This is a genomic window from Scandinavium goeteborgense (assembly GCF_003935895.2).
Taxonomy (GTDB): Bacteria; Pseudomonadota; Gammaproteobacteria; order Enterobacterales; family Enterobacteriaceae; genus Scandinavium; species Scandinavium goeteborgense.
The window spans coordinates 644,950-670,261 of the sequence record NZ_CP054058.1 but is presented as its reverse complement, the minus strand read 5'-3'; the positions used below and the strand labels follow the sequence as shown (position 1 = coordinate 670,261).

At 55.4% G+C, this 25,312-nt stretch carries 24 protein-coding genes, 1 pseudogene and 1 riboswitch; of the genes and pseudogenes, 14 read left to right on the top strand and 11 right to left on the bottom strand.

The genetic code is table 11. The features are described 5' to 3' along the window. Positions 1-21 precede the first annotated feature (21 nt). On the bottom strand, positions 22-444 hold the full coding sequence (locus tag A8O29_RS03975; protein WP_097162172.1) for a DUF1249 family protein: 423 nt from the start codon (positions 442-444) through the stop codon (positions 22-24). Then, on the bottom strand, positions 441-1,073 hold the full coding sequence (gene nudF / locus A8O29_RS03970; RefSeq protein ID WP_125353315.1) for an ADP-ribose diphosphatase: 633 nt from the start codon (positions 1,071-1,073) through the stop codon (positions 441-443). Before nudF ends, A8O29_RS03975 begins: the two co-directional genes overlap by 4 nt. Positions 1,074-1,276: 203 nt before the next feature. On the opposite strand from nudF, the gene tolC reads away from it, so the two are divergent. The 3 genes from tolC (at position 1,277) to A8O29_RS03955 (ending at position 4,762) form a co-directional block, all read left to right on the top strand. Further along, the gene (gene tolC, locus A8O29_RS03965; protein ID WP_125353317.1) at positions 1,277-2,755 is read left to right on the top strand and encodes an outer membrane channel protein TolC; all 1,479 of its coding nucleotides are present in this window, start codon (positions 1,277-1,279) and stop codon (positions 2,753-2,755) included. 172 nt (positions 2,756-2,927) lie between these two features. Next, positions 2,928-3,596: a DUF1190 family protein gene (locus tag A8O29_RS03960; protein ID WP_125353318.1), complete on the top strand. Its 669-nt coding sequence runs from the start codon at positions 2,928-2,930 to the stop codon at positions 3,594-3,596. Positions 3,597-3,601: 5 nt separating this feature from the next. Next, positions 3,602-4,762 (top strand): glutathionylspermidine synthase family protein, encoded by a 1,161-nt coding sequence (locus tag A8O29_RS03955; protein WP_125353320.1) that lies wholly within the window; start codon positions 3,602-3,604, stop codon positions 4,760-4,762. Between the two features lie 71 nt (positions 4,763-4,833). Here A8O29_RS03955 and ygiD read toward each other — a convergent pair whose 3' ends face one another. Beyond that, positions 4,834-5,625, bottom strand: coding sequence for a 4,5-DOPA-extradiol-dioxygenase (ygiD, locus tag A8O29_RS03950; RefSeq protein WP_125353322.1), 792 nt, complete (start codon positions 5,623-5,625; stop codon positions 4,834-4,836). Between the two features lie 196 nt (positions 5,626-5,821). On the opposite strand from ygiD, the gene zupT reads away from it, so the two are divergent. Further along, a complete protein-coding gene (gene zupT, locus A8O29_RS03945) occupies positions 5,822-6,595 on the top strand; it encodes a zinc transporter ZupT (protein ID WP_125353323.1) in 774 nt (257 codons plus the stop codon). Between the two features lie 72 nt (positions 6,596-6,667). Here the strand turns inward: zupT and ribB are convergent, their stop codons facing one another. Further along, the gene (ribB, locus tag A8O29_RS03940; protein ID WP_125353325.1) at positions 6,668-7,321 is read right to left on the bottom strand and encodes a 3,4-dihydroxy-2-butanone-4-phosphate synthase; all 654 of its coding nucleotides are present in this window, start codon (positions 7,319-7,321) and stop codon (positions 6,668-6,670) included. Positions 7,322-7,423: 102 nt separating this feature from the next. Continuing rightward, positions 7,424-7,573, bottom strand: a riboswitch (FMN riboswitch). A 122-nt stretch (positions 7,574-7,695) separates the two neighbouring features. Here ribB and ubiK point away from each other — a divergent pair. Beyond that, positions 7,696-7,980, top strand: a complete 285-nt coding sequence (gene ubiK / locus A8O29_RS03935; RefSeq protein WP_110510432.1) for a ubiquinone biosynthesis accessory factor UbiK — start codon at positions 7,696-7,698, stop codon at positions 7,978-7,980. 57 nt (positions 7,981-8,037) lie between these two features. Here ubiK and hldE read toward each other — a convergent pair whose 3' ends face one another. The 3 genes and pseudogenes from hldE to A8O29_RS03920 all read right to left on the bottom strand — a co-directional run. Continuing rightward, positions 8,038-9,471, bottom strand: a complete 1,434-nt coding sequence (hldE, locus tag A8O29_RS03930; RefSeq protein WP_110510433.1) for a bifunctional D-glycero-beta-D-manno-heptose-7-phosphate kinase/D-glycero-beta-D-manno-heptose 1-phosphate adenylyltransferase HldE — start codon at positions 9,469-9,471, stop codon at positions 8,038-8,040. Between the two features lie 45 nt (positions 9,472-9,516). Then, positions 9,517-12,357 carry a bifunctional [glutamate--ammonia ligase]-adenylyl-L-tyrosine phosphorylase/[glutamate--ammonia-ligase] adenylyltransferase gene (gene glnE / locus A8O29_RS03925; protein ID WP_125353326.1) on the bottom strand — a complete coding sequence of 947 codons (2,841 nt, stop codon included), beginning with the start codon at positions 12,355-12,357 and terminating at the stop codon, positions 9,517-9,519. A gap of 27 nt (positions 12,358-12,384) precedes the next feature. Further along, positions 12,385-13,287, bottom strand: a pseudogene (locus tag A8O29_RS03920) (CYTH domain-containing protein); the annotation flags it as partial. 199 nt (positions 13,288-13,486) lie between these two features. On the opposite strand from A8O29_RS03920, the gene A8O29_RS03915 reads away from it, so the two are divergent. Together A8O29_RS03915 and A8O29_RS03910 are read left to right on the top strand one after the other, a co-directional pair. Continuing rightward, the gene (locus A8O29_RS03915; protein WP_133462537.1) at positions 13,487-14,107 is read left to right on the top strand and encodes a TIGR04211 family SH3 domain-containing protein; all 621 of its coding nucleotides are present in this window, start codon (positions 13,487-13,489) and stop codon (positions 14,105-14,107) included. A gap of 81 nt (positions 14,108-14,188) precedes the next feature. Continuing rightward, positions 14,189-15,436, top strand: a complete 1,248-nt coding sequence (locus A8O29_RS03910) for a multifunctional CCA addition/repair protein (protein WP_125353330.1) — start codon at positions 14,189-14,191, stop codon at positions 15,434-15,436. Between the two features lie 139 nt (positions 15,437-15,575). On the opposite strand, the gene A8O29_RS03905 is transcribed toward A8O29_RS03910, so the two are convergent. The 4 genes from A8O29_RS03905 to folB all read right to left on the bottom strand — a co-directional run bounded on the left by A8O29_RS03905 (position 15,576) and on the right by folB (position 20,120). Next, complete coding sequence (locus A8O29_RS03905; RefSeq protein ID WP_125353331.1) at positions 15,576-16,058, bottom strand: peptidase inhibitor family I36 protein; 483 nt, start codon at positions 16,056-16,058, stop codon at positions 15,576-15,578. Positions 16,059-16,060: 2 nt separating this feature from the next. Continuing rightward, positions 16,061-18,613: a glycosyl hydrolase family 18 protein gene (locus A8O29_RS03900; protein WP_125353333.1), complete on the bottom strand. Its 2,553-nt coding sequence runs from the start codon at positions 18,611-18,613 to the stop codon at positions 16,061-16,063. A 224-nt stretch (positions 18,614-18,837) separates the two neighbouring features. Then, complete coding sequence (gene bacA / locus A8O29_RS03895) at positions 18,838-19,659, bottom strand: undecaprenyl-diphosphate phosphatase (protein ID WP_125353335.1); 822 nt, start codon at positions 19,657-19,659, stop codon at positions 18,838-18,840. Between the two features lie 98 nt (positions 19,660-19,757). Then, a complete protein-coding gene (gene folB / locus A8O29_RS03890) occupies positions 19,758-20,120 on the bottom strand; it encodes a bifunctional dihydroneopterin aldolase/7,8-dihydroneopterin epimerase (RefSeq protein ID WP_110510440.1) in 363 nt (120 codons plus the stop codon). Positions 20,121-20,227: 107 nt separating this feature from the next. Here folB and plsY point away from each other — a divergent pair, with 107 nt between their 5' ends. From plsY to A8O29_RS03855, 7 genes are all read left to right on the top strand, one after another. Then, positions 20,228-20,842 carry a glycerol-3-phosphate 1-O-acyltransferase PlsY gene (gene plsY / locus A8O29_RS03885; RefSeq protein WP_125353336.1) on the top strand — a complete coding sequence of 205 codons (615 nt, stop codon included), beginning with the start codon at positions 20,228-20,230 and terminating at the stop codon, positions 20,840-20,842. A gap of 142 nt (positions 20,843-20,984) precedes the next feature. Next, entirely contained in the window at positions 20,985-21,809 is an 825-nt protein-coding gene (locus A8O29_RS03880; RefSeq protein WP_125353338.1) for an urease accessory protein UreD, read from the top strand. Between the two features lie 9 nt (positions 21,810-21,818). Then, positions 21,819-22,121 (top strand): urease subunit gamma, encoded by a 303-nt coding sequence (locus A8O29_RS03875; protein WP_125353340.1) that lies wholly within the window; start codon positions 21,819-21,821, stop codon positions 22,119-22,121. A 10-nt stretch (positions 22,122-22,131) separates the two neighbouring features. Continuing rightward, a complete protein-coding gene (locus A8O29_RS03870) occupies positions 22,132-22,449 on the top strand; it encodes an urease subunit beta (RefSeq protein WP_125353342.1) in 318 nt (105 codons plus the stop codon). Further along, entirely contained in the window at positions 22,446-24,149 is a 1,704-nt protein-coding gene (gene ureC / locus A8O29_RS03865) for an urease subunit alpha (RefSeq protein ID WP_125353343.1), read from the top strand. Before A8O29_RS03870 ends, ureC begins: the two co-directional genes overlap by 4 nt. Positions 24,150-24,158: 9 nt before the next feature. Continuing rightward, positions 24,159-24,632, top strand: a complete 474-nt coding sequence (ureE, locus tag A8O29_RS03860; protein ID WP_125353345.1) for an urease accessory protein UreE — start codon at positions 24,159-24,161, stop codon at positions 24,630-24,632. Next, positions 24,632-25,306 (top strand): urease accessory protein UreF, encoded by a 675-nt coding sequence (locus A8O29_RS03855; protein ID WP_125353347.1) that lies wholly within the window; start codon positions 24,632-24,634, stop codon positions 25,304-25,306. Before ureE ends, A8O29_RS03855 begins: the two co-directional genes overlap by 1 nt. Positions 25,307-25,312: the final 6 nt, after the last annotated feature.

Genomic DNA, 25,312 nt, shown 5'->3' with positions numbered 1-25,312 from the left:
GTGTCCTTTGGTTTCACGACGCTAACAAACCGGAATCGCCATCGCTCCATGTGCCAAGCAGTACCTCAGCCAATCGGCCAAAAACTGGTTAATTTGATGCTTTTCGTCGCGTTGATGCAACTTTTTATTCGGGTAATCATACCGTGCTTTGAAGCGAAAAATCTGCTGACTCGAACACACTTCAGCCACCATCGCATCATGGTAAAGGCGCACCGTCATTGACGGCAGGCTCCAGTAGCTGACCGCAGGCACTGTCTGTTCTATTTCCACCAGAGTAGTGTAGCGGGTCGATTCGCTGATCGTTAATCGGTATTGCGCATTGGCCACCTGATAGCTCACTGTTTCGCCGGGTGCATCCGTTTGAGGCAGCAGGCGGCGTAGCTGTGCGAAGTTGGTTTCGCACAGACGCATCATTTCTGGGAAGTCAGGTGTATAGCGCTTCATTTTGTCCACTCGTTTCGTAATGCCTGATAATGCAATTGCAGCCATTGCAGGGCGATGACAGAGGCTGCGTTATCGATTTTTCCCTCTTCAACCCACTGGTATGCCTGTTCCCTGCTTACCACATGCACCCGAATATCTTCGTGTTCATCTGCCAGACCGTGAATACCTTGCGCGGTCGAGGCGTCCACTTCACCCACCAGAATGGATAAGCGCTCGCTGGTGCCACCGGGGCTCGCCAGGTAGCTCAGCATAGGTTTGACGCGTTTAACGTCCAGACCGGCTTCTTCCACCGCTTCGCGGCGGGCCACGTCTTCTGGACTTTCGCCCTCTTCAATCATCCCGGCAACCATTTCCATCAGCCACGGGGTTTCGCTGGTATCAAACGCGGCGATGCGAATCTGTTCCACCAGCACCACTTCATCACGCACTGGGTCAAAGGGTAGCAAGACTGCGGCATGACCGCGCTCAAAAATTTCGCGACGCACTTCCCCACTCATTTCGCCGTTAAATAAACGATGGCGAAAACGGTACAGGTCTAACGAAAAAAAACCGCTGTAAAGTGTTTCCCGTGCAATAATTTCTACATCGTTTTTTGCGTAAGTTACGACAGATTGATTTTTTGTGGTCATCGTCAATATCCTGGGCTGTAAGTGGTGACGAAATCGGGGATTTCAGGTCTCTTTGGCTACTGTTTTATTTATGCTGTGGTAGATTGGTGCAAATTAACGCCAGATGGCACGATACGCCAACTTTTTACGCGGGCGGACTCTGGTACAATCGATGAATCTTTTGAATTAGATCAGCGCTAAATGCTTCACAACAAGGAATGCAAATGAAGAAATTGCTCCCCATCCTTATCGGCTTGAGCCTGACGGGCTTCAGCGCAGTGAGCCATGCGGAAAACCTGTTGCAGGTTTATCAGCAGGCACGTTTGAGCAACCCAGACCTGCGTAAGTCCGCGGCCGATCGTGATGCTGCATTCGAAAAAATTAACGAAGCACGCAGCCCATTACTGCCGCAGCTCGGTTTAGGTGCAGATTATACCTACACCAACGGCTTTCGCGATAACAACGGTATCGACTCCAACGAGACCAGCGCCGCGTTAACCTTAACGCAGACCATTTTTGACATGTCAAAATGGCGCGCGCTGACGCTGCAAGAGAAAAGCGCCGGTATCCAGGACGTCACCTATCAGACCGACCAGCAAACGCTGATCCTGAACACCGCGACGGCCTACTTCAATGTACTGAGCGCGATCGACTCGCTCTCCTTCACTGAAGCGAACAAACAAGCGGTTTACCGTCAGTTAGACCAGACAACCCAGCGTTTCAACGTGGGCCTGGTGGCGATCACTGACGTGCAAAACGCCCGTTCACAGTACGACACCGTGCTGGCGAACGAAGTGACCGCGCGTAATAACCTCGACAACGCCGTTGAACAGCTGCGTCAGGTCACCGGTAACTACTATCCGGAGCTGTCTTCTCTGAATGTCAGCACCTTAAAAATGGATAAGCCACAACCGGTGAATGCGCTGCTGAAAGAAGCAGAAGGCCGCAACCTCGCGTTGCTGCAGGCTCGTCTGAGCCAGGACCTGGCCCGTGAGCAGATTCGCTATGCGGAAACTGGTCACATGCCAACCGTTGGCCTGACCGCGTCTACCGGCGTGTCTGACACTAGCTATGATGGCAGCAACGCCACCAGTAGCCAGTATACCGACCGTAATATCGGTCAGAATCAGATTGGCCTGAACTTCAATCTGCCGCTGTACAGCGGTGGCTCGGTGACCTCGCAGGTGAAACAGGCGCAGTACAACTTCGTCGGTGCCAGCGAGCAGCTCGAAAGCGCACACCGTAACGTGGTTCAGACCGTGCGTTCGTCCTTCAATAACATCAATGCGTCCATCAGCAGCATCAACGCCTACAAACAGGCCGTTGTTTCAGCGCAGAGTTCTTTAGACGCAATGGAAGCAGGCTACCAGGTCGGTACCCGTACCATCGTTGATGTGTTGGACGCGACCACGACGCTGTATAACGCGAAGCAGCAACTCTCCAGCGCGCGTTATAGCTACCTGATTAACCAGCTGAATGTTAAGTCAGCTCTCGGTACGCTTAACGAGAACGATCTGTTGGCCCTGAATGGCACCCTCGGTAAAGCGGTTTCCACTTCCCCGGAAGCGGTAGCCCCAGAGAATGCCCAGCAGGACGCTAACGCTGATGGTTACAATGGCGCGAGCGCGGCTCCGGCTGCACAGCCTGCCGCACAGCGTACAAACACCACCAGCAGCAACAGTTCTAACCCGTTCAAAAACTGATTCGGGCAGCCCCGGCGACGCCGTTCGCCGGGGATAAATCACTTTCCCGCACTCCCCCCACCAAATTAACGTAAGGCAACGTAAAGATCCTCTTCACGAGCCTCTCATCGCTTCAATTTCAACCACTCATCCACTATCCTGAGCGCTACCACTGGGTCCAGGATGAAAAATAATGAAACGGACAAAAACAATTAATCACGCTTCGTTCCGCAAGAACTGGGGCGCACGCCATATGACGCCCGTTGCGTTGGCGATCACCGCCGTGTTTATGCTTGCTGGCTGTGAAAAAACTGACGAAACGGTGTCGATGTATCAGAACGCCGATGACTGCTCGAGCGCGAACCCGGGCAAAAGCGCTGAATGTACTGCGTCATACAACAATGCGCTGAAAGAAGCCGAGCGCACCGCGCCAAAATACACCAGCCGTGAAGACTGTATCGCCGAATTCGGTGAAGGCCAGTGCCAGCAAGCACCTGCTCAAGCAGGTATGGCACCTGAAGGACAGCAAGCGCAGGCTCAAAGCAGCGGCAGCTTCTGGATGCCGTTAATGGCCGGCTACATGATGGGCCGCATGATGAGCGGTTCAGGCTTCCAGCAGCAACCGCTGTTCAGCTCGAAGAATCCAAAAAGCCCGGCCTACGGCCAATACACCGATGCCAGCGGCAAAGGTTACGGCGCAGCGCAGTCGGGCCGTAGCATGAACGTGCCTAAAACGGCGATGGCACCAAAACCGGCCACCACCAACACCGTGACCCGCGGCGGCTTTGGTGAGTCCGTTGCCAAACAGTCCACCATGCAGCGCAGCGCCTCCGGCACCTCTTCTCGTTCAATGGGCGGTTAATCGCCATGGAAAGAGTCAGCATTGTCGAGCGCCCGGATTGGCGCGAAAAAGCCACCGAATATGGCTTCAATTTTCACACCCTGTACGGCGAGCCGTACTGGTGTGAAGATGCGTATTACAAACTCACTCTCGAGCAGGTTGAGAAGCTGGAAGACGTGACCGCCGAGCTGCACCAGATGTGCCTGAAAGTGGTGGAGCGCGTGGTTGCCAGCGATGAGTTGTTGGCCAAATTCCGCATTCCGAAACACACCTGGAACTTTGTGCGTCAGGCGTGGCAAACGCAGCAGCCTTCGCTCTATTCACGCCTCGATCTGGCGTGGAATGGCAAAGGCGAGCCTAAGCTTTTAGAAAACAACGCCGACACGCCAACGTCGCTGTACGAAGCGGCTTTCTTCCAGTGGATTTGGCTCGAAGATCAGCAGAATGCCGGCAACCTGCCTGCGGGCAGCGATCAGTTCAACAGCCTGCAGGAAAAGCTGATTGAGCGTTTCGCAGAGCTGCGCGAACAGCACGGCTTCGGCCTGCTGCATTTTGCCTGCTGCCGCGATACCACTGAAGACCGTGGCACGGTGCAATATTTACAGGACTGCGCCAATGAAGGCGGCGTGGCGAGCGAATTCCTGTATATCGAAGATATTGGGTTGGGCGAAAGAGGTCAGTTCACTGACACGCAAGATCAGGTGATTGGCAACCTGTTCAAGCTCTACCCGTGGGAATTCATGCTGCGCGAGATTTTCTCCACCAAGCTGGAAGACGCTGGCGTTCGCTGGCTGGAACCGGCCTGGAAAAGCATTATCTCTAACAAAGCGCTGCTGCCGATGCTGTGGGAAATGTTCCCGGATCACCCGAATCTGCTGCCCGCGTATTTTGCCGAAGACAGCTATCCCCCGATGGATAAATACGTCATCAAGCCGATTTTCTCTCGTGAAGGCGCCAACGTGTCGATCGTCGAAAACGGCAACGTGGTTGAAGCCGTGGAAGGGCCATACGGTGAAGAAGGGATGATCGTCCAGCAGTTCTATGAATTGCCGAAGTTTGGCGACAGCTATACGCTGATTGGCAGCTGGCTTATCAACGATCAACCTGCTGGGATCGGCATTCGTGAAGACCGGGCGTTGATCACTCAGGATCTGTCCCGCTTCTATCCGCATATTTTTGTGGAGTGATGTGTGCCCGGCGGCGCGATGCTTGCCGGGCGCAGAAATTAAAAACGGCAACTCAGGTTGCCGTTTTGCTTTTACCTACCAATCTGCACCGAAAGCATACTTAAACTGCCCATCTCGATCCCGTCGGTTGGCAACGTCATGGGCTCTTTGCCATCCCACGCACCCAGCACATACAGCAGCGGCAGATAGTGATCCGCCGTCGGGTTCGACAGCGATCCGCCTTCGTGATCGAGATAATTCACCAACGGATGCTCTTCCGTCGGACCTTGCCAGCTGAGATTGTCTTTCACAAATTCATTGAACGATGTCGCCCACGGATACGGCGTGTTTTCGCCGTGCCAGCGTGCGGTGCGCAGGTTGTGAACCACGTTGCCGCTCGCCACCAGCATGATGCCTTCTTCACGCAGCGCCGCCAGTTTGCGGCCCTTTTCCATGTGCCAGGCCGGTGGCTTGGTGCTGTCGATACTGAGCTGCACCATCGGGATATCGGCATCCGGGTACATCTTAATTAAAACGCCCCATGAACCGTGGTCAAATCCCCAGGCTTCTTTATCCAGCGCGACCGGTACCGGAGCCAGCAGCTCAACCAGACGCTGCGCCAGTTCCGGCGAACCCGGAGCCGGGTAATGGGTGTCGTAGAGTGCCTGCGGAAAACCACCGAAATCATGAATGGTTTTCGGGGCTTCCATCGCCGTGACGCCTGTCCCGCGAGTAAACCAGTGCGCGGAAATCGCCACAATCGCTTTTGGGCGCGGCAGCGTTTCGCCGAGATGCTGCCAGGCACGGGTGTACACGTTATCCTCCAGCACGTTCATCGGGCTACCGTGACCTAAAAACAGTGCTGGCATACGGGAAGAAGACATGATGATATCCTTACAGGAACAGTCGATTTGATGGCTCTACATTACGCGTTTTCCCTTGGGTATGAACTCAGATAACGGTGATGGAGATCATCAGGAAATTTGAATGTAAGGACACGTAAAAGCGCCATCTCCCCTCTCGCTTTCAGGGCAAATGGTCTTTACTATAAATGATAATCATTATCATGAAGGAGTTTTCATGTCAGTACCTTTGATCCTGACCTTACTCGCCGGTGGGGCCACCTTCATTGGGGCTGTCCTGGGCGTTATCGGCCAGAAACCCTCCAACCGCGTACTCGCGTTTTCCCTCGGCTTCGCCGCGGGCATCATGCTGCTTATCTCATTAATGGAAATGCTGCCTGCCGCACTCGGCACCCAGGGCATGTCGCCGGTGCTCGGCTACGGCATGTTCGTGGTGGGTCTGTTGGGATATTTTGCTCTCGACCGAATGCTGCCCCACGCGCACGCGCAAGATTTAATGCAGGGCGATAAAGCCGTGATGCCGCGTAATTTGCGTCGCACCGCTATTCTGCTGACGCTCGGTATCAGCCTGCATAACTTCCCGGAAGGCGTGGCGACCTACGTTACCGCCAGCAGTAATCTGGAGCTCGGGTTTGGGATTGCGCTTGCCGTTGCGCTGCACAATATTCCTGAAGGACTGGCGGTGGCCGGGCCGGTTTATGCAGCGACGGGCTCGAAGCGAAAAGCGGTGTTTTGGGCGGGCGTGTCCGGAATGGCTGAAATTCTTGGCGGCGTTCTGGCGTGGTTGATTTTAGGCTCGCTGGTGTCACCGGTAGTGATGGCTGCGATCATGGCTGCGGTGGCCGGGATTATGGTGGCGCTGTCGGTGGATGAACTGATGCCGCTGGCGAAAGAAATCGACCCACACAACAACCCAAGCTACGGCGTGCTGTGCGGCATGTCGGTGATGGGGCTGAGTCTGGTGTTGCTTCAGTCGATGGATTTCGCCTGACGCTGAAAGCCAGATAGCAAAACGCCGGGATAATCCCGGCGTTGTCTTTTCAGATTCGCAATTCAGTGAATCTTAGCTGGCCTTACGCTCATGCTTTTGGCGGTATTCCACCAGGTCTTCAATGGTCACGACCGGCATATTGTGTTCCGCAGCAAACTTGATGCACTCCGGCGCACGCGCCATGGTGCCATCGTCGTTGGTCAGCTCACACAGCACGCCCGCAGGTTTGAAGCCTGCCAGTGTCACCAGATCGAGTGTCGCTTCAGTGTGGCCGCCGCGAGTCAGCACGCCACCCGCCTGCGCACGCAGTGGGAACACGTGGCCTGGACGATGCAGATCGGAAGGTTTCGCGCCGTCGGCAATCGCCGCACGAACGGTGGTGACGCGGTCAGCAGCAGAAACGCCGGTGGTCACACCGTGCGCCGCTTCGATGGTCACGGTAAAACCGGTACCGAATGCGCTGGTGTTGGTTTCCACCATCATCGGCAGGTCGAGCTGTTTGCGGCGCTCTTCGTTAATGCACAGGCAAACAATGCCGCTGCCGTGACGGATGGTCAGCGCCATCTGCTCAACGGTCATGGTTTCGGCGGCAAAGATCATGTCGCCTTCGTTTTCGCGGTTTTCGTCATCAAGCACCATCACACCGCGGCCTTCGCGCAGTGCGGATAACGCGTGCTCTACGCGTTCAAATGCAGTACCAAAAGAGGAAAGTAGCGTCTGATTCATGGTAAAAGACCTCATCAAGATTATGGTTACCAGAATCAGGGCAGTCTTAGGAGCGCCGACGAAGCGGCAAAAAGATAACGTGCGCGGGCCTAACCCGTAGATCGTTACTCTCTCCCATCCGGACTCTAACCGTCGGCCCCGGAATTACACCGGATCTGCTGTCCTTCAGACTGACGTCCGAAGCGCTCGCGGGCTTTCAACCTGAGTTGATTTACCGCCGGTGGGGAATTTCGCCCCGCCCTGAGAATAAGCAAGATAACTATAACGCTAATGATAATTGGCGGCAATGCATAAGCTTCAAACATTTCTGGTTTATAGCCCCGGCATAAGGCACTACAATAATCTGCAAAACCGACCAGATCAGGGAAACCCTAATGATTGATCCGAAAAAAATTGAACAGATTGCCCGCCAGGTTCACGAGTCCATGCCGCAAGGTTTGCGTGATTTTGGTGATGACGTTGAGAAGAAAATCCGTCAGGTGCTGCAATCTCAGCTGACGCGTCTGGATCTGGTCAGCCGCGAAGAGTTCGACGTGCAGACTCAGGTTCTGCTGCGCACTCGCGAGAAACTGGCCCTGCTGGAACAGCGTATTTCCGACCTGGAAAACCGCACCACCGCCGCGTCCCCCGCGCCAGCGATTCCGCCGGTAGACGAGTAATGCAGAATGGCCCGGTGGCGCTTGCGCTTACCGGGCCTACAACAGGCAGTCGCAATGTTACTTGCTGCTGTCTTTCTGAATACGCTTGATGATATTGGTGGTTGAACAGCCATCTTCAAAGTTCAGCACCATCACTTCCCCACCGTTCGCCCAGACTTCTTCGCTACCCGCGATTTCGTCCGGCTTGTAGTCCCCGCCTTTCACCAGCAGGTCCGGCAGAACGCCCGCAATCAGGCGCTGCGGTGTATCTTCTTCAAACGAGACCACCCAATCGACAGAACCCAGCGCACCGAGCACGATCATTCGTTGATCGAGCGGATTCACCGGACGGGTTTCGCCTTTCAGACGTTTAGTGGACGCATCGCTGTTCACCGCGACAATCAAACGATCGCCAAGCTTGCGTGCGTTAGAGAGATAGGACACGTGGCCCGCGTGCAGAATGTCGAACACACCGTTGGTCATCACGACTTTCTCGCCGCGCTTGCGGGCTGCTGTGACCGCCAGCTTCAGCTCAGCTTCGCTCATCACGCCGAAACCGGTGTCCGCCCGACCGCGTACCGCGTTTTCCAGTTCGATAGGCGAAACGGTAGAGGTCCCGAGTTTGCCCACCACAACACCGGCTGCGGCATTGGCAAAGAAGCACGCTTCTTCCAGTGAATTGCCCGCCGCCAGCGTTGCCGCCAGCACGCCAATCACCGTATCACCGGCCCCGGTCACATCGTACACTTCCTGCGCCTGCGTCGGCATGTGCAGCGGCGCTTTGCCTGGCTGCAGCAGGGTCATCCCCTGCTCGGAACGGGTGACCAGCAGCGCCGACAGATCGAAGTCCGCGATAATTTTCATGCCGCGCTCAACGATTTCCGCTTCGCTTTTACACTTCCCAGCGACGGCTTCAAACTCAGAGAGATTTGGCGTCAGCAGCGTTGCGCCACGATAGCGTTCAAACTCGCTGCCTTTCGGGTCGATCAGCACCGGAACACCCGCTTTACGCGCCAGCTGAATCATATCCTGAACGCTTTCCAGCGCGCCTTTCGCGTAGTCAGACAGCACCAGCGCGCCAATATGGCCCAGCGCCTGCTGAATACGTTCATGCATTGGCTGCGGATCGACGCCCGCAAAACCTTCTTCGAAGTCCAGACGAATCAACTGCTGGTTACGTGACAGCACACGCAGCTTGGTGATCGTCGGATGGGTCGGGACGGAAACAAAGTCGCACTTCACGTTTACGTCCGCCAGCGCTTTACTGAGCGCCCGCGCCGCATCGTCAATGCCGGTCAACCCGACCAGACGCGACGTGGCGCCCAACGCCGCAATATTCATCGCCACGTTCGCCGCCCCGCCAGGGCGTTCCTCAATGGTATCCACTTTCACCACCGGGACCGGGGCTTCCGGGGAGATTCGGCTCGTTGGGCCGTACCAGTAGCGGTCCAGCATTACATCACCGACGACCATCACTCCTGCGCGTTCAAACTCTGGCAGTGTTACTTTCATTCCAGACTCCTGAAAGATTCGTTAATTGCGCGCGATAATATCATCTCACGGCACCACCAGCCACTTTAGCCAGCTCGCGCGTACCAGCTCACGTTCAGCCGCAAAGGCCTCTGGCGCGACGTGTCCGGCCTCTTCTTGCAATGCCAGATGATGCAGCGCATCGCGTAGCGTGGTGTATGCCTGGCTCAGGGCCAGCGCTTCCTGCTCGTCCATAATATCGTTCTGTGCGAGCAGTTCGAGGATGCGCACGTTATCCGACCAGCGGGTCAGCTTCGGCTTATTGTGGGCGAAACGCAGCACCAGATACTGGGTGATAAACTCAATATCCGTTATGCCGCCCTCATCGGCTTTAATATCAAAGCGATCACGATGTTTGCCCCCAAGATGCGCGCGCATTTTCTCGCGCATTTCGCGGACTTCGGTTTGCAACTTTTCACCTTCGCGGGAGACGGTCAGCACGTCGCGGCGAATCGCATCAAACTGCGATTGCAGCTGCGGGTCGCCGTACACCACGCGAGCGCGGACCAGGGCCTGATGCTCCCAGGTCCAGGCTTCATGATGTTGATAATCGGCGAAGGCCTCGGTGGTGGTGACCAACATGCCCGCCGCGCCGGACGGACGTAAGCGAGCGTCCACTTCGTACAGGATGCCCGAGGAGGTGCGGGTGCTGAACAGATGCATGATGCGCTGGGCCAGGCGAAGATAGAACTGACGCCCGTCGATTTCACGTTCGCCATCGGTCATGACTTCCACCGGGCAGTCGTGTAAAAACACCAGATCGAGATCGGAACTGTAGCCCAGCTCCCAGCCGCCGAGTTTGCCGTAACCGACGACCGCAAAACCACGCCCCTGGCGCTCTGCCAGATGGCGCGGTTGCCCAAAACGGGCCACCATTTGCACCCACGCCTGCTGAACCACCGCGTCGATCATCGCTTCTGCCAGCCAGGTTAAGTGATCGCTCACTTTCATGACCGGCAGCGTGCCGGCGATATCCGCCGCGGCGACGCGCAATAGCTGCGCCTGTTTAAACTGGCGCAGCGCTTCGAGCTGCTGCTCTTCATCTTCTTCCGGTACGCGCAGTAAATACTGCCGCAGTTCGTCGCGATAGGCGTCAGTGGCGGTCGGCTGGTACAGCGTGTTCGGGTCGAGCAGCTCATCCAGCAGTAGCGGGTAACGCGCCAACTGGCTGGCCACCATCGGCGACGCGGCGCAAAGGCGAATCAGATGCTTGAGCGCCCCCGGAAATTCACTCAGCAGTTCGAGATAGGTGGTGCGGGTGACAATCCCGGTCAGCAGCGGCATGATGCGTGCTAGCGGCACCGGGGCATCTTCGCGGCTGCACACGTTGCTCAGCAAATGCGGCATCAGTGAATCGAGCACCTGACGCCCGCGCGGACCGATGGTGCGTTTGTCGAGCTCTTTGCGGAAATCGGCAATCAGCGCCAGCACCTGATTGCGGTCGCTGTCGGTGAGATGCGTTAGCACCGGCGTGGTGTCGTCTTCCTGCAACGCATCTTGCCAAAGTTCGCGCCAGTGCTCAGACAGCTGTTCATCCGCCGAGGTCTCTTCGTCATCGCCAATCAGCGCGTTGAAAATCTGCCGCACGCTGGCCATGTGCGCATCAAGCGCCTGGGTCAGCGCATCCCAGTCGGCGAAGCCCATCCCCCACGCCAGCCGCGCCCGGTTCAGATCGTCCTGCGGCAGGGTCTGCGTCTGTTCGTCATTAATGCTTTGCAGCAGGTTTTCCAGGCGGCGTAAGAACAGGTAGGCGTCGTGCAGTCGTTGCGCCTCGCCTTCCGGCAAAAGATGCAGCGCATCAATGGCTTCCAGCGTGGGCAGCAAGGCGCGCCCTTGCAGGGACGGCTCACGGCCGCCGCGAATCAGTTGGAACACCTGCACGATAAATTCGATTTCGCGAATGCCACCCGCGCCGAGCTTGATGTTGTCTTTCAGGCCACGGCGGCGCACTTCGCGGGCAATCATGCCTTTCATATTACGCAGTGACTGGATCACGCTGAAATCAATGTAGCGGCGGAACACAAATGGACGCAGCGTGGCACGCAGTTCATCGACGTACACGCCTTCTCTGTCTCCCATGATCCGGGCTTTAACCATCGCATAGCGTTCCCAGTCGCGGCCCTGCTCCTGGTAATAATCTTCCAGCGCGGCAAAACTCAGCACCAGCGGCCCGCTTTCGCCAAACGGGCGCAGACGCATATCCACGCGATAGACGAAGCCGTCCATCGTCGGCTGATCCAGCGCTTTGATGAGTCGTTGTCCCATGCGGGTGAAGAACTGGGCGTTGTCGAGTTCACGACGCCCGCCCTGGGTTGAGCCGTGTTCCGGCCAGGCAAAAATCAGGTCAATGTCAGAGGAAAAGTTCAGCTCGCCGCCGCCGAGTTTGCCCATGCCTAAAATCAGCAGCGGCTGTGGTTTGCCGTCGGCGTTGCATGGCGTGCCCCATTCCCGGCAGCAGGCGTCGTACAGCCAGTCGCGAGCGGCGACGATCAACGTTTCAGCCAGATGGCTCAGCTGCTGCAAACTACTTTCGGTGGAAATAAAAGAAAGCGCCTGCGCCCAGGCGATGCGCACCATGACGCGGCGGCGGAACAAACGCAGCGCCCGCATCAGGCTATTTTCATCGCTGACGTCTGCCAGCGCGTCCTGCAACCAGGCGGCGTAATGCTGATATTCATCGGCCTGCGGCGGACTGTTTTCCAGCTCGCTGAGCCACGCCGGATAAGCGACCAGGCTTTGGCTAATAAAATCGCTGAAGGTCATCGCCGCCTGGGCCCGCGGACTGATTGCGTCGGACGGAAAATCGGTCGGCAGTCGGTCGACTACCGTCTGCCAGTGCTGCTGTAACTGCAAAGAAAACGGCGTCATGACTACCTCGTTTCGCTATCGTCCGGTGACCAGAAAAGCCGTCAGCATCAATTTGGCTTGCGCAATTTGCGGTTTAAACGCCGCATCCTTGGCGTTGGTTGCGGCGGAAATCGCGTCGCCGATTTGCGCCATTTGTGCAGAAGCCATCTCGTGTTCGGGTTGCAGACTGGCACGAATAAACTCCACCGCGTTCAACACTTCGGCTTTGGCCTTTGCATTGCCACGCAGCCACAGCTCTTCGTGATACTGCCAGTGGGCGAGCGCCGCTTCGAGCGCCGCGTTATCCGGGCCAGTGAAATTAGCCTTTTTCACGACGCGCTCGGCATTGCCCGCCGCCAGATGATAGCCACGCGCCGCTTTGCTCAGGCTGCCCTGACGCAGCACGCCCGCGGAAAGCAGCTGTTCTGCCACTTCCAGAATGTCTTCTACCTGACCGTGTAGCAGTTCCAGTTCCAGCTCGCAAATCGGCTCCTGGTAGCTGCCGGCTTTTACGTCGCCCAAATCCAGCGCCAGTTCGATGCGGCTCTGGTTGTGGTTCACCAGCCATTTTTCGCGATAAAAATCGGTGCTGAATAGCGGGTTCACCTGCGAAGCGAGTTCTGGCGGCAGCGTGCCCTCAGGCCAGACTTCAGCGGGCAGTTTTTCCAGCGCCAGTTCGGCTTTATCAAGGTCAATGTTGTATTCCGGCCGTGAATGCAAACCACCCACCACTTTCCCGGCGATTTTCATCGTCATTTCATAGCGATTGTTATGACCGCGGATCCGCAGTCCCATATCGTGGCGGCGCAGCCAGTTATCGGCGGTTTCGTAGTAAATATTGAGGAGTTGACCGGCTGGAACATGCTCCGCCGAAAGGGCGTTGAGCTGGGTGCGCAGCGTCTCGACGCCGGCCTGCTCAACGATGAACTTCAATTCGATTTCCTGATCCATGACTGATTTCTTATGGTTGCGTTGCCTGGATTGAACATTACGCCGAACTTCCGCGCATCTTTTTTGTCAGTAGAGTGTATTTCGCGGTACTTTTCCATGCAACGTCCTCCTGGAGGATTCCGATTGCCGGAGAATGCCTGGCATCGTCAGACTGATGCCATTACTATCGATTCACTTTATGACAATAACGAATGACCTGATGCCTAAATTACGCCTGATTGGATTAACTTTATTTGCACTTAGCGTTTCTGCTGTGGTTCACGCGGAAGAAACACGTTACGTCTCTGACGAACTGAACACCTGGGTACGCAGTGGCCCTGGCGATAACTATCGCCTTGCAGGCACTGTCACTGCGGGTGAAGCCGTCACCCTGCTGCAAACCAACGACGCTACCCAGTACGGACAAGTTCGCGACAGCAACGGACGTACCGCATGGATCCCGTTGAAAGAGCTGACCAGCGAGCCAAGCTTTAAGACACGCGTGCCGGATCTTGAAAGCCAGGTCAAAACGCTGACTGATAAGCTGACCAATATTGATACTACCTGGAATCAACGCACTGCGGATATGCAGAAGAAAGTCGCCCAGAGCGACAGCGTGATTAACGGGCTGAAAGACCAAAATCAGAAGCTGAAAAATGAGCTCATCGTGGCGCAGAAAAAGGTGAGTGCCGCCAATCTGCAGCTGGATGACAAACAGCGCACCATCATTATGCAGTGGTTTATGTACGGCGGCGGCGTGTTGGGTGTGGGTCTGATCCTCGGCCTGGTTCTGCCCCGTCTGGTACCGAGCCGTAAACGCAACGATCGCTGGATGAACTAACGGCTTCACCGCCGCCCGATTAGCCATCTCTTCTACACTTCCGTATTATCATCAGATAAACAGAGTGAGGAGAGAGTTGGCGTGAAGACATATCTGGTCGGTGGTGCAGTTCGCGATGCGTTGTTAGGCCTGCCGGTCAAAGACAAAGATTGGGTCGTTGTCGGCGCCACACCGCAGCAAATGCTCGACGCGGGCTACCAGCAGGTAGGTCGCGATTTTCCTGTTTTTCTCCATCCGAAATCCCACGAAGAATACGCCCTGGCTCGCACTGAGCGGAAATCCGGCTCCGGCTACACCGGCTTTACCTGTTATGCCGCACCGGACGTGACCCTCGAGCAAGATTTACTGCGACGTGATCTGACCGTTAACGCCCTCGCGCAGGACGATAACGGCGAAATTGTTGACCCGTATAATGGCCAACAGGACTTGCAAAACCGCCTGCTGCGCCACGTGTCCCCGGCTTTTAGTGAAGATCCTTTGCGCGTGCTGCGCGTCGCCCGTTTTGCCGCCCGCTATGCACATTTAAGCTTCCGCATTGCCGATGAAACGATGGCGCTGATGCGCGATATGACTGCCGCAGGCGAACTGGAGCACCTCACGCCAGAACGCGTATGGAAGGAAACCGAGAACGCGCTCGGGACGCGCAATCCGCAGGTTTTCTTCCAGACGTTGCGTGACTGCGGCGCCTTAAAGGTATTGTTCCCGGAAATTGACGCACTGTACGGCGTGCCCGCCCCCGCCAAATGGCATCCGGAAATCGACACCGGCGTACACACGTTGATGACCCTGAGCATGGCGGCGATGCTGACGCCTGCCATTGACGTACGTTTCGCCACGCTGTGCCACGATTTAGGTAAAGCCCTGACGCCAAAAGAACTGTGGCCGCGCCATCATGGACACGGTCTGGCGGGCGTGAAATTGGTGGAAGGACTTTGCGCACGACTGCGCGTACCCAACGAGATGCGGGATTTGGCGAAACTGGTGGCGGAGTTCCACGACCTGATCCACACCTTCCCGATGTTAAAAGCGGCCACCATCGTAAAGCTGTTCGACAGCATCGATGCCTGGCGTAAACCGCAGCGCGTGGAGCAAATCGCGTTAACCAGCGAAGCCGACGTGCGCGGACGTACCGGGTTTGAAGCCTGCGATTATCCGCAGGGGCGTTTGCTGCATGAAGCGTGGGAAGTCGCAAAATCTGTGCCGACCAAACCGGTGATTGAGGCCGGATTTAAAGGGCCGGACGTGCGGGCAGAACTGACGCGCCGACGCATTGCCGCCGTGAATGCCTGGAAACACGAGAAAGGGTTGAACAGCGAGCCTGTAGCGTAAAGTGTGGAAAACAAGAAGGGGCTGAACGATCAGCCCCTTTTTTGATGTTGCCCCAAAGTGAAAGGGGCAGTATATCGTTATTTACCAAGGACACATTATGTCCCCAGAATCCGACGAATCGGCTTTACTTAGCTTTATACTAATTAGCTTTAAATAGCTTTATAGATGAGGCCTTACGCAGAATGCTTGAGTCCAACTGACTAATGGTTTGCCCCTCTGCAACATCTACATAGGACCCCTTATAGTCTGTGTCAGCATACAAACGGACAGTCCAGCCTTCAGCCACTTTCATTGAAGACATACGGTCGTTGAAATCCGTATTTGCCACAAGATTAGCCATATCCGTATGAATCATATACGCAGCTCCCTGTAGATTTGGCGATTCATAAGCGACTGCCTTAGCCTCAGAATCCCTGTAAAACTTGATAGATGAAATCTTTTTATCCATTTTAGACGAAACCAGCACCGCAGGGGTGTGCTCAGTCCTGAGGTCAAAAAATTGACCGGTATAATTCGATCCATCATAGGCTCGCCCCGTGAAGCCTTCTGCAATTTTTATTGACGAGATCCGGTTATCAAACTTGTAAGGTTCGGCGGCAAGGGAGGGAGTATCGTCGGTCATAGTTACGACATAGCGGCTATAGTTCGGATCGTCATATCCCCTGGCTTTGTTAACTTTAATAGAAGAGGTCGTATTATCGCTACTCCCAATACCGACGATGGTGCTAACCAGAGCGTTGAATGATTGTCCTTGATAATTACAATCTGAATAAAAGTGATACCTAACGATTGTGTAGGAACAATATAAGAAGACATTGAGTCATTCAAATCCGATCCACCTGATGTATGCATACCCGTCAAACAAGGAATGTCATCAGTAACATCAAAGGTCTCCCCAGTATTATTCTTGTCTTGATACATTCTCACTTTCAAAGTGTAGACATCGTTTGGAGAGGGTGTTGGCTCTGGCTGCGGTTGTGGCTCAGCACTGATAATGACTTTTAATGAAGAGACTTTATCATTCAGTTTCAGTGAATTAAGGTCGGTAATATTTTGACCCGAAGTCACATCAACATAACTTCCTTTAAAGTCACGTCCCTCATACAGTCGGACGGTATAACCCTCGGCAACCTTGATAGAGGACATGGCATCATTGAAATGAAGGTCATCTCCGATCCATGGCATATCGGCGACAATATTTAAGAACGAGCTACGATAACCGGTATCTTTATAAGCAATCGCTTTAATCATCTCAACAGAAGAGACTTCATCGTTGAAACCGCTACTTAGCGACGTTGCATCAGCGGTATACGTCACTTTATCTCCGGCGAAATTACAGTTTTTGTATAAATTCACGCCCAAAGACCCTTTTTCAAGCGATACAGATGATGCTTCGTCATTGGCCTTCCGGCCATTTTTCATCTTCTCATCGCCTAAACAATCGATGTCCTCAGTGACTTCAAAACTATCGCCACCCAGCCCCGTGTTCTGGAACAGCGTTGCTTTAACAGAAGCGACAGGCGTTGGATCTGGCTCGGGTTGTGGATCAGGATCAGGCTGTGGTTCGGGGTCTGGCTCAGGTTGTGGATCAGGATCAGGCTGTGGCATTGGCGTCGTCAAGATGTCGTCGACGATATGACCCAGTTCATGTTCAGGCGTATCACCGCTGATGTCCCAAAGAATCGCGCCACCAAAACCTTGAGCATTGATATAGTCAACTTTCTCCTGAATAGACTGCGGATCGTCATAGGTCAGGAATTCTTGCTTGGTGTTGCTGTACAGATACGGAACGTGTGATTCAGGATCCCAGTAACGGGTATATTCACCGCTGTTCAGTTTCTGCTTCAGTACATACCATGGATTGGTGCCGGTAAACTGATCCGCGTCGTCCCATGCACCTTTAACAGTCGCGGCACCGGTGTTAAACATGCCCGGTAAACCTGGAATCAGTTCTGTACCTGGGACATGGCCCCAGCCACGGCCATAATAGGGAATACCCATCATCAGCTTGGCTTTCGGCACTTTCCAGGTATTGACGTAAGCGTTCATGGTGTCGGCCACGTTCAGATCTTTATCTTCATCATGGCTGTTTTCATACAGCGGTGCGTTATGTCCGGTTAACGGATCGAAGGCACCGTGGATGTCATACGCCATCACGTTCACGCTATCCAGCAACGGGGCGGTGACTTCAGGGTTAATGTACTGAATGTTGTTGTGATTGGTGGTGACAGCCGCAGAGAGCTGATAGTACTTATCATCTTTCAGGCCCTGCGCGTCGAGCTTGGTACGCAGCGACTGGATAAGCTTGGTGAATTGGGCTTTCTCCGCTTCGTTATCCGGGTATTCCCAGTCGATATCGAGGCCGTCGAAATGCCACTGTGCCATGTAGCTAACCATGCTGTTGGCCAGTTTCTCAAGGCCTGCGTCTGTGGCGGTTGCCGCTTCGAAGACGCCTTCCTGAGAGTTATTCCAGCCACCAACAGAAATCATATGCGCCACGTTGGCCGCGTCGGTACGTTTTTCCAGATCTTTGATAAGGCCAGGCGCTTTGTCGGTGTCATGCATGGTGACCACACCATCTTTTACTACGGCAAAACCATAGTTAAGGTGGCTCAGGCCAGTGTAGTCCACTTTGTCAGGGGTAAAGAAGTCATGTGCTTCATACACACCCCATTCCGGGAAGTAGCCAATTACTTTACGCTGTTCAGCAACGCGGGCCTTTTCACGGTTCTGCAGATCGGTAGCATCTTGTCCGGTATACGGTGTGAACTGGAAGGTAGCGTAAGGCTTGATGTTGATGGCATCGCCCGATACCCACACAGGATCAGTGCCTGGGCTAATGCCCTGATCAACCCACCATTGCGCGGTCCAGTAATAGCCAAGGAAGCGCACGGTATCACCGCCTTTATAGGTGCGATTCGGATCGTAGTCTTCTGAAATAATAGCCAATTCTTGTTTGGCTGCGACCTGGGCTAATACATTGCCCGGGAAGTTATTTTGGGAGGGATCGGCATAAGCAATCCAGGTATGACCACCGTCTTTGGTGATCATCATCGAATAATCGAGACCGGAAAATGTATTGGTTTGATCGTTTGCCGTGACGGTCGCAGCTGACGATAGGATTGGGAATCCTACAGCGGAAAAAAGAATCGCCGTGGTTAATTTATTCAAGCGCATATATAGGCTCCGAATTTGTCCATAAACTCATTTTTAACGAGACGTGCATCAAAAAAATGCTCGTTAAAGTAACATTTACGTGTTACGCCAAGAACTGAATGGAATAATTAGAATACTTAATTTCGCCTTATTTAAGTGTTCAAACATGCACTTGGATTATAATTAAAAATAAAAAAGCCTCGCGATACGAGGCTTTTAGTTTGCTGTCATGAAATATCTATGCGTTACATGAATACTGCGTAAACCGCGGCCGCGACGATAAAGCGGTAGATGGCGAAAGGAATAAAAGTAATACGTTTGATGATGTGCAGGAACGCTTTGATAGCGATCAGCGCGACCACAAACGCCGACACGAAGCCCACGGCAAACATCGGAATGTCCGAGCTGGTCAGGAATCCGATGCTCTTATAGAGATCAAGCGCCGTAGCACCCATCATCATCGGCACCGCCAGCAGGAAGGAAAACTCCGCCGCCGCATAACGGCTAATGCCCAGCAGCATTCCGCCCGCGATGGTTGAACCTGAACGAGAGAAGCCCGGCCACAGCGCAAGACACTGGAAGCAACCCACCAAAAACGCCTGAAGATAGGTCATGTCATCCAGACCCGCAGTGCGCGGCTCTTTGGGTTTAAAGACTTCGGCGATGATCAGCAGCACGCCGCCGACAACCAGCGCGTACATCACGTTAACCGGGTTGAACAAAGACTTGATGAGATCGTGTAACACCAGGCCCAGCACCACCGCCGGGAACATCGCCAACAGCACATGAATGAGCGACAGACGCCCGGTGCCTTCGCCTTCATGGACCGGCGGACGACCAAAATGAATGCCGATCAGGCCAAACAGACGACGCCAGAACATCACCACTACGGCGAGGATCGATCCTAACTGGATGACCACTTCAAACGTATTCGCCGTTTCGCCTTCGAAGCCCAGCAGGTGGCCGACGATAATCATGTGGCCGGTGCTGGAAACGGGTAAAAACTCCGTCAGTCCTTCGACAACACCCAGAATGGCCGCTATCAGCAGCGAGTGCATATCGCTCATTAATAAACCCTTAAATAATAGAAAAAAAGAAGCTGAAAATTGAATCCAGCTTTAAGACATATGTATCGGCGTTTCGTTTAATCCGGATGAATCTATTCTTACGCTTTCGGATTAGCGCCACGCTCAATGATGACCCCAACGTTGGCAGCGCGCGCCACAGCACCGGGCTTGCTGAGCTTGATGCGTACCCACGGCGAGTTAAAGCGCGTCAGGAGGATTTCAGCGACTTCCTCCGCCACACGTTCCACCAGCGCGAAACGTCCCCCTTCAACGTGAGCAATGACCGCTTCGCTAATGTCGGCGTAGCTCAGACAATCATTCACGTCATCGCTGGCGGCGGATTTACGGTTGTCCCACGCCATTTCGATATCGAACACCAGCTTCTGTTCGATGGTCTGTTCCCAGTCGTAAACACCGATTGTGGTGATGACCGAAAGTTGCTCTATAAATACAATATCCATCACGCCCTGCCTGCTTTTTGTCCGTGCCGGATACCACTTCCGGCAAAATATGCGTATTATCCACAGATGAAGAGAATACCGATACATTTTCAAAACGGAACAGCGTTATGAGTGCAATCGAGCCTGGAATGGTCTTCCTCGCCTATCTCTGCGGCTCAATTTCCAGCGCCATTCTGGTCTGCCGCATCGCGGGTCTGCCTGACCCACGCGTAAGCGGTTCCGGTAACCCCGGAGCGACCAACGTTTTACGAATTGGCGGCAAGGGAGCAGCCGTAGCTGTACTGATCTTCGACATCCTCAAAGGCATGTTGCCGACCTGGGGTGCCTGGGCGTTGGGTTTCACCCCGTTCTGGCTCGGCCTCGTCGCCATTGCCGCATGCCTCGGCCACATCTGGCCCATATTCTTCGGATTCCGCGGCGGGAAAGGCGTTGCCACGGCGTTCGGCGCAATTGCGCCCATTGGCTGGGATCTCACCGGCGTGATGGCGGGCACCTGGCTACTGACTATTTTGCTGAGCGGCTATTCGTCGCTGGGCGCTATCGTGAGCGCCCTGGTGGCCCCGTTCTACGTGTGGTGGTTTATGCCACAGTACACCTTCCCGGTTTCAATGCTTTCGTGTCTGATCCTGCTGCGCCATCATGACAACATCCAGCGTTTGTGGCGTCGTCAGGAAACCAAAATCTGGGCGCGCCTGAAGCGTAAAAATAAACCGCATAATTAGCCCTTCCCTCGCCGCCATTCGGGCGGCGACATCAATCTTTACAGTTTATTAACATCATAAGCGTTTCCTATGACCGCGAACTTCCCCGGCTGATCCATACTCATTAGCGTCTGATTAATCACGCAATTGCAGGGGTGCCACGGTGTCTGGCGCAGAATGGGAGAGTGAAAAAACGGGTTGGCACGCCACGCTTGCCCTGCGGTTTTGCCACACGCCGGAGAAAACGGTGCTGGCCTCCGCACGTCATTTCGGTCCGCTGACCGTCCAACGCCCTTTCTATCCTGAAGGCTCCACCTGCCATCTTTATCTGCTGCACCCGCCCGGTGGGATTGTCGGCGGCGATATGCTGGATATCAGCGTCACCCTCGAACCCGATACCCATACGCTTATCACCATGCCCGGTGCCAGCAAGTTTTATCGCAGCCACGGTCCACAGGCGCGGCTGAGTCAGCGTTTTGAGTTGGCAGAAAACGCCATTCTGGAATGGCTGCCGCAGGACACCCTTTTTTTCCCCGGCGCGAACGCCACGCTACACAGCGTATTTCATTTACAAGAAGGCGCGCGCCTGCTGGCCTGGGAGTTGTATTGCCTGGGGCGGCCGGTTATCGGCGAAACGTTCAGTCACGGTGAGATAACCAACCGACTTGAAGTGTGGAAGAACGGTTCGCCGTTGATGATTGAACGCCTGCATCTGGCTGATGGCGACCTGAGCGCCGTGGCAGAAAAGCCGTGGATTGGCAGCCTGCTGTTTTACCCAGCTACTGAGATCATGCTCGATGAGGTGCACGAGTCGCTTACGCCGCTCGACGCTTACGCTGGAGCCACGCTGGTCGACGGCCTGCTGGCGGTGCGCTTTTTATCGCACGATAACCTGATTTGCCAGCGCGCGATGCGTGAGATCTGGCAGGCGCTGCGCCCGCAGCTGCTGAACAAATCCCCTTTACTCCCCCGAATCTGGCTGACCTGAGAGAACGCTATGGAACTGACGCCCAGAGAAAAAGACAAGCTGCTGCTGTTTACCGCGGCCCTGGTGGCGGAACGTCGCCTCGCCCGCGGCGTGAAGCTCAATTATCCCGAATCGGTGGCGCTGATTAGCGCTTTCATTATGGAAGGCGCGCGCGACGGCAAAACCGTGGCTTCGCTAATGGAAGACGGCCGCCACGTACTGACCCGCGATCAGGTGATGGAAGGCGTGCCGGAGATGATCACGGACATTCAGGTAGAAGCCACGTTTCCCGACGGCTCCAAACTGGTCACCGTCCATAACCCGATACTCTGAGGACGTCGCCATGATCCCCGGTGAATACAAGATCCAGAGCGGCAACATTGCCCTGAACGTGGGCCGCGAAACGCATAAAACGATCGTCGAAAACCACGGTGACCGCCCGATCCAGGTGGGATCGCATTATCACTTTTATGAAGTCAACCCTGCGCTGAAATTCGACCGGGAAGCGTGTCAAGGCTTTCGGCTGAACATCGCGGCAGGCACCGCCGTGCGCTTTGAGCCGGGCCAAAAGCGCGAAGTCGAACTGGTAGCGGTTGCTGGCGATAAGCGCATTTTCGGTTTTCGTGGCGAAGTGATGGGCGAGCTGGAGACAAAACCATGACCGAAATTTCCCGTCAGGCGTATGCCGACATGTTTGGCCCCACCACCGGCGACAAAGTACGGCTGGCTGACACCGAGCTGTGGATTGAAGTGGAAGAGGACTTCACCACCTACGGCGAAGAGGTCAAATTCGGTGGCGGCAAAGTGATTCGCGATGGCATGGGCCAGGGGCAAATGATCGGCGACGATTGCGTCGACCTGGTGCTGACCAACGCGCTGATCGTCGATCACTGGGGGATCGTAAAAGCGGATATCGGCGTGAAAAATGGGCGGATCTTCGCCGTGGGTAAAGCCGGCAATCCGGATATTCAGCCCAACATTACGATCCCGATTGGCGTCGGCACCGAAGTGATCGCCGCCGAAGGTAAAATAGTCACCGCAGGCGGCGTCGATACACACATTCATTGGATTTGCCCGCAGCAGGCGGAAGAAGCGCTGGTCTCCGGCGTGACCACCATGATCGGCGGCGGCACGGGTCCGGCGGCCGGCACCAACGCCACCACCTGTACGCCGGGGCCGTGGTATATCAGCCGGATGCTGCAAGCCATCGACAGCCTGCCGGTGAATATCGGCCTGCTCGGTAAAGGTAACGGCTCGAACCCGGAAACGCTGCGCGAACAAGTTGTGGCTGGCGTTATCGGCCTGAAAATTCACGAAGACTGGGGCGCAACGCCCGCCGCCATCGACTGCTCGCTGACCGTTGCCGAGGAGATGGATATTCAGGTGGCGCTGCACAGCGATACGCTGAACGAATCCGGTTTTGTCGAAGACACCCTGGCGGCGATTGGCGACCGGACTATCCACACGTTTCATACTGAAGGCGCGGGTGGCGGCCATGCGCCGGACATCATCACCGCCTGTGCGCATCCCAATATTCTGCCCTCGTCCACCAACCCGACGCTGCCGTACACCATCAATACCATCGACGAGCATCTGGATATGCTGATGGTTTGTCATCATCTGTCGCCGGATATCGCCGAAGATGTGGCCTTTGCCGAATCGCGCATTCGCCGGGAAACCATCGCCGCAGAGGACGTACTGCACGATCTCGGCGCCTTTTCCCTGACCTCTTCCGATTCACAGGCGATGGGCCGCGTGGGCGAAGTGATTCTGCGAACCTGGCAGGTGGCGCACCGAATGAAAGTGCAACGCGGCGCGCTGGAAGAGGAACAGGGCGATAACGATAATTTCCGCGTGAAACGCTACATCGCCAAATACACCATCAACCCGGCGCTGACCCACGGCATTGCGCATGAAGTGGGCTCCATTGAAGCCGGAAAAATGGCAGATCTGGTGCTGTGGTCACCGGCGTTCTTTGGCGTGAAACCCGCTGCCATCGTTAAAGGCGGGATGATTGTGATGGCCCCGATGGGCGACATCAATGCCTCAATTCCCACGCCGCAGCCGGTGCATTACCGCCCGATGTTTGGCTCGCTCGGCGCGGCTCGCCATCAGTGTCGCCTGACATTTCTTTCCCAGTCGGCACTCGACAACAACGTGCCGCAGCAACTGGGCTTAAAAAGCCAGACCGCAGTGGTGAAAGGCTGCCGGACGGTGAAGAAAGCCGACATGATCCACAACAGCCTGCAACCCAATATCACCGTCGATGCCCAGACCTATGAAGTGCGGATCGACGGGAAACTGGTTACCAGCGAGCCAGCGGACGTGTTGCCGATGGCGCAACGCTATTTTCTTTTTTAAGGAGTAACGATGCTGTATCTGACTCAGCGTGTCGATCACGCTCATCAACTGACCGCCAGCGTCACGCTGCCGATTGATGTGCGGGTCAAAAGCCGCGCCAAAGTGACGCTCAGCGACGGACGTGAAGCCGGACTGATGCTGCCCCGCGGCCTGCTGCTGCGCGGTGGCGATATCCTGGCGAGCGAAGACGGTAGCGAGTTTATCGAAGTGATTGCCGCCGATGAGGGCGTGTCGGTAGTGCGCTGCGATGATCCGTTCCAGCTCGCCAAAGCCTGTTATCACCTCGGCAACCGTCACGTGCCGCTGCAAATCATGCCCGGCGAACTGCGTTTTCATCACGACCACGTGCTCGACGACATGTTGCGCCAGTTTGGTCTGACCGTGACCTTTGCGAACCTGCCGTTCGAACCGGAAGCCGGGGCGTATACCAGCGAAGCGCAAGGGCATCACCACCACGGCCATTCACATTCGCACAGCCACTGATGACTGACACCACGCAGCGGCTGCGATTATTACAACTGGCGAGCAGCAACCTGCCGGTGGGCGGCTACAGCTGGTCGCAGGGGCTGGAATGGGCAGTGGAAGCGGACTGGATTGCCGATACCGCCGCCTTCGCCCACTGGCAAACGCAGCAGATGGAGCAGAGTTTTTTTCATGTCGACCTGCCGCTGTTCGCCCGGCTGTATCACGCCTGGGAACAGGATGACGTTGAGGCCGCCACGCGCTGGACGGCATGGCTGCTGGCGTGTCGGGAAACGCGCGAACTGCGTGATGAAGAACGTAATCGCGGCCAGGCGTTTACGCGCCTGCTGTACGACTGGCAGCCGGAATGCCCTGGAGAATGGCGTGGGCTGTTTAACCAAAGCCAACTCTGCGGCATGGCGTGGCTGGGTGTGCGTTGGGGGATCGAACTGCGAGAGCTGGCGCTGACGCTCGGTTACAGCTGGATTGAAAGCGCGGTGATGGCGGGCGTGAAGCTGGTGCCTTTCGGCCAGCAGGCCGCACAAAAATTGATTATGTCGCTCTGCGAGCAGTACGCCGCAGGCGTTGAACGCGGGCTGAACTGCCCTGACGAATTGATAGGTTCTGCGACGCCGCTGTCGGCCATCGCCTCGGCGCGTCACGAAACCCAATATTCCCGCATATTCCGTTCCTGAGGAGAA

What these genes read in the sequence shown, in the direction of transcription:
- A8O29_RS03975 (WP_097162172.1), bottom strand. Translation starts at nt 444, where the DNA reads ATGAAGCGCTATACACCTGACTTCCCAGAAATGATGCGTCTGTGCGAA.
- nudF (WP_125353315.1), bottom strand. Translation starts at nt 1,073, where the DNA reads ATGACCACAAAAAATCAATCTGTCGTAACTTACGCAAAAAACGATGTA.
- tolC (WP_125353317.1), top strand. Translation starts at nt 1,277, where the DNA reads ATGAAGAAATTGCTCCCCATCCTTATCGGCTTGAGCCTGACGGGCTTC.
- A8O29_RS03960 (WP_125353318.1), top strand. Translation starts at nt 2,928, where the DNA reads ATGAAACGGACAAAAACAATTAATCACGCTTCGTTCCGCAAGAACTGG.
- A8O29_RS03955 (WP_125353320.1), top strand. Translation starts at nt 3,602, where the DNA reads ATGGAAAGAGTCAGCATTGTCGAGCGCCCGGATTGGCGCGAAAAAGCC.
- ygiD (WP_125353322.1), bottom strand. Translation starts at nt 5,625, where the DNA reads ATGTCTTCTTCCCGTATGCCAGCACTGTTTTTAGGTCACGGTAGCCCG.
- zupT (WP_125353323.1), top strand. Translation starts at nt 5,822, where the DNA reads ATGTCAGTACCTTTGATCCTGACCTTACTCGCCGGTGGGGCCACCTTC.
- ribB (WP_125353325.1), bottom strand. Translation starts at nt 7,321, where the DNA reads ATGAATCAGACGCTACTTTCCTCTTTTGGTACTGCATTTGAACGCGTA.
- ubiK (WP_110510432.1), top strand. Translation starts at nt 7,696, where the DNA reads ATGATTGATCCGAAAAAAATTGAACAGATTGCCCGCCAGGTTCACGAG.
- hldE (WP_110510433.1), bottom strand. Translation starts at nt 9,471, where the DNA reads ATGAAAGTAACACTGCCAGAGTTTGAACGCGCAGGAGTGATGGTCGTC.
- glnE (WP_125353326.1), bottom strand. Translation starts at nt 12,357, where the DNA reads ATGACGCCGTTTTCTTTGCAGTTACAGCAGCACTGGCAGACGGTAGTC.
- A8O29_RS03915 (WP_133462537.1), top strand. Translation starts at nt 13,487, where the DNA reads ATGCCTAAATTACGCCTGATTGGATTAACTTTATTTGCACTTAGCGTT.
- A8O29_RS03905 (WP_125353331.1), bottom strand. Translation starts at nt 16,058, where the DNA reads ATGACCGACGATACTCCCTCCCTTGCCGCCGAACCTTACAAGTTTGAT.
- A8O29_RS03900 (WP_125353333.1), bottom strand. Translation starts at nt 18,613, where the DNA reads ATGCGCTTGAATAAATTAACCACGGCGATTCTTTTTTCCGCTGTAGGA.
- bacA (WP_125353335.1), bottom strand. Translation starts at nt 19,659, where the DNA reads ATGAGCGATATGCACTCGCTGCTGATAGCGGCCATTCTGGGTGTTGTC.
- folB (WP_110510440.1), bottom strand. Translation starts at nt 20,120, where the DNA reads ATGGATATTGTATTTATAGAGCAACTTTCGGTCATCACCACAATCGGT.
- plsY (WP_125353336.1), top strand. Translation starts at nt 20,228, where the DNA reads ATGAGTGCAATCGAGCCTGGAATGGTCTTCCTCGCCTATCTCTGCGGC.
- A8O29_RS03875 (WP_125353340.1), top strand. Translation starts at nt 21,819, where the DNA reads ATGGAACTGACGCCCAGAGAAAAAGACAAGCTGCTGCTGTTTACCGCG.
- A8O29_RS03870 (WP_125353342.1), top strand. Translation starts at nt 22,132, where the DNA reads ATGATCCCCGGTGAATACAAGATCCAGAGCGGCAACATTGCCCTGAAC.
- ureC (WP_125353343.1), top strand. Translation starts at nt 22,446, where the DNA reads ATGACCGAAATTTCCCGTCAGGCGTATGCCGACATGTTTGGCCCCACC.
- ureE (WP_125353345.1), top strand. Translation starts at nt 24,159, where the DNA reads ATGCTGTATCTGACTCAGCGTGTCGATCACGCTCATCAACTGACCGCC.
- A8O29_RS03855 (WP_125353347.1), top strand. Translation starts at nt 24,632, where the DNA reads ATGACTGACACCACGCAGCGGCTGCGATTATTACAACTGGCGAGCAGC.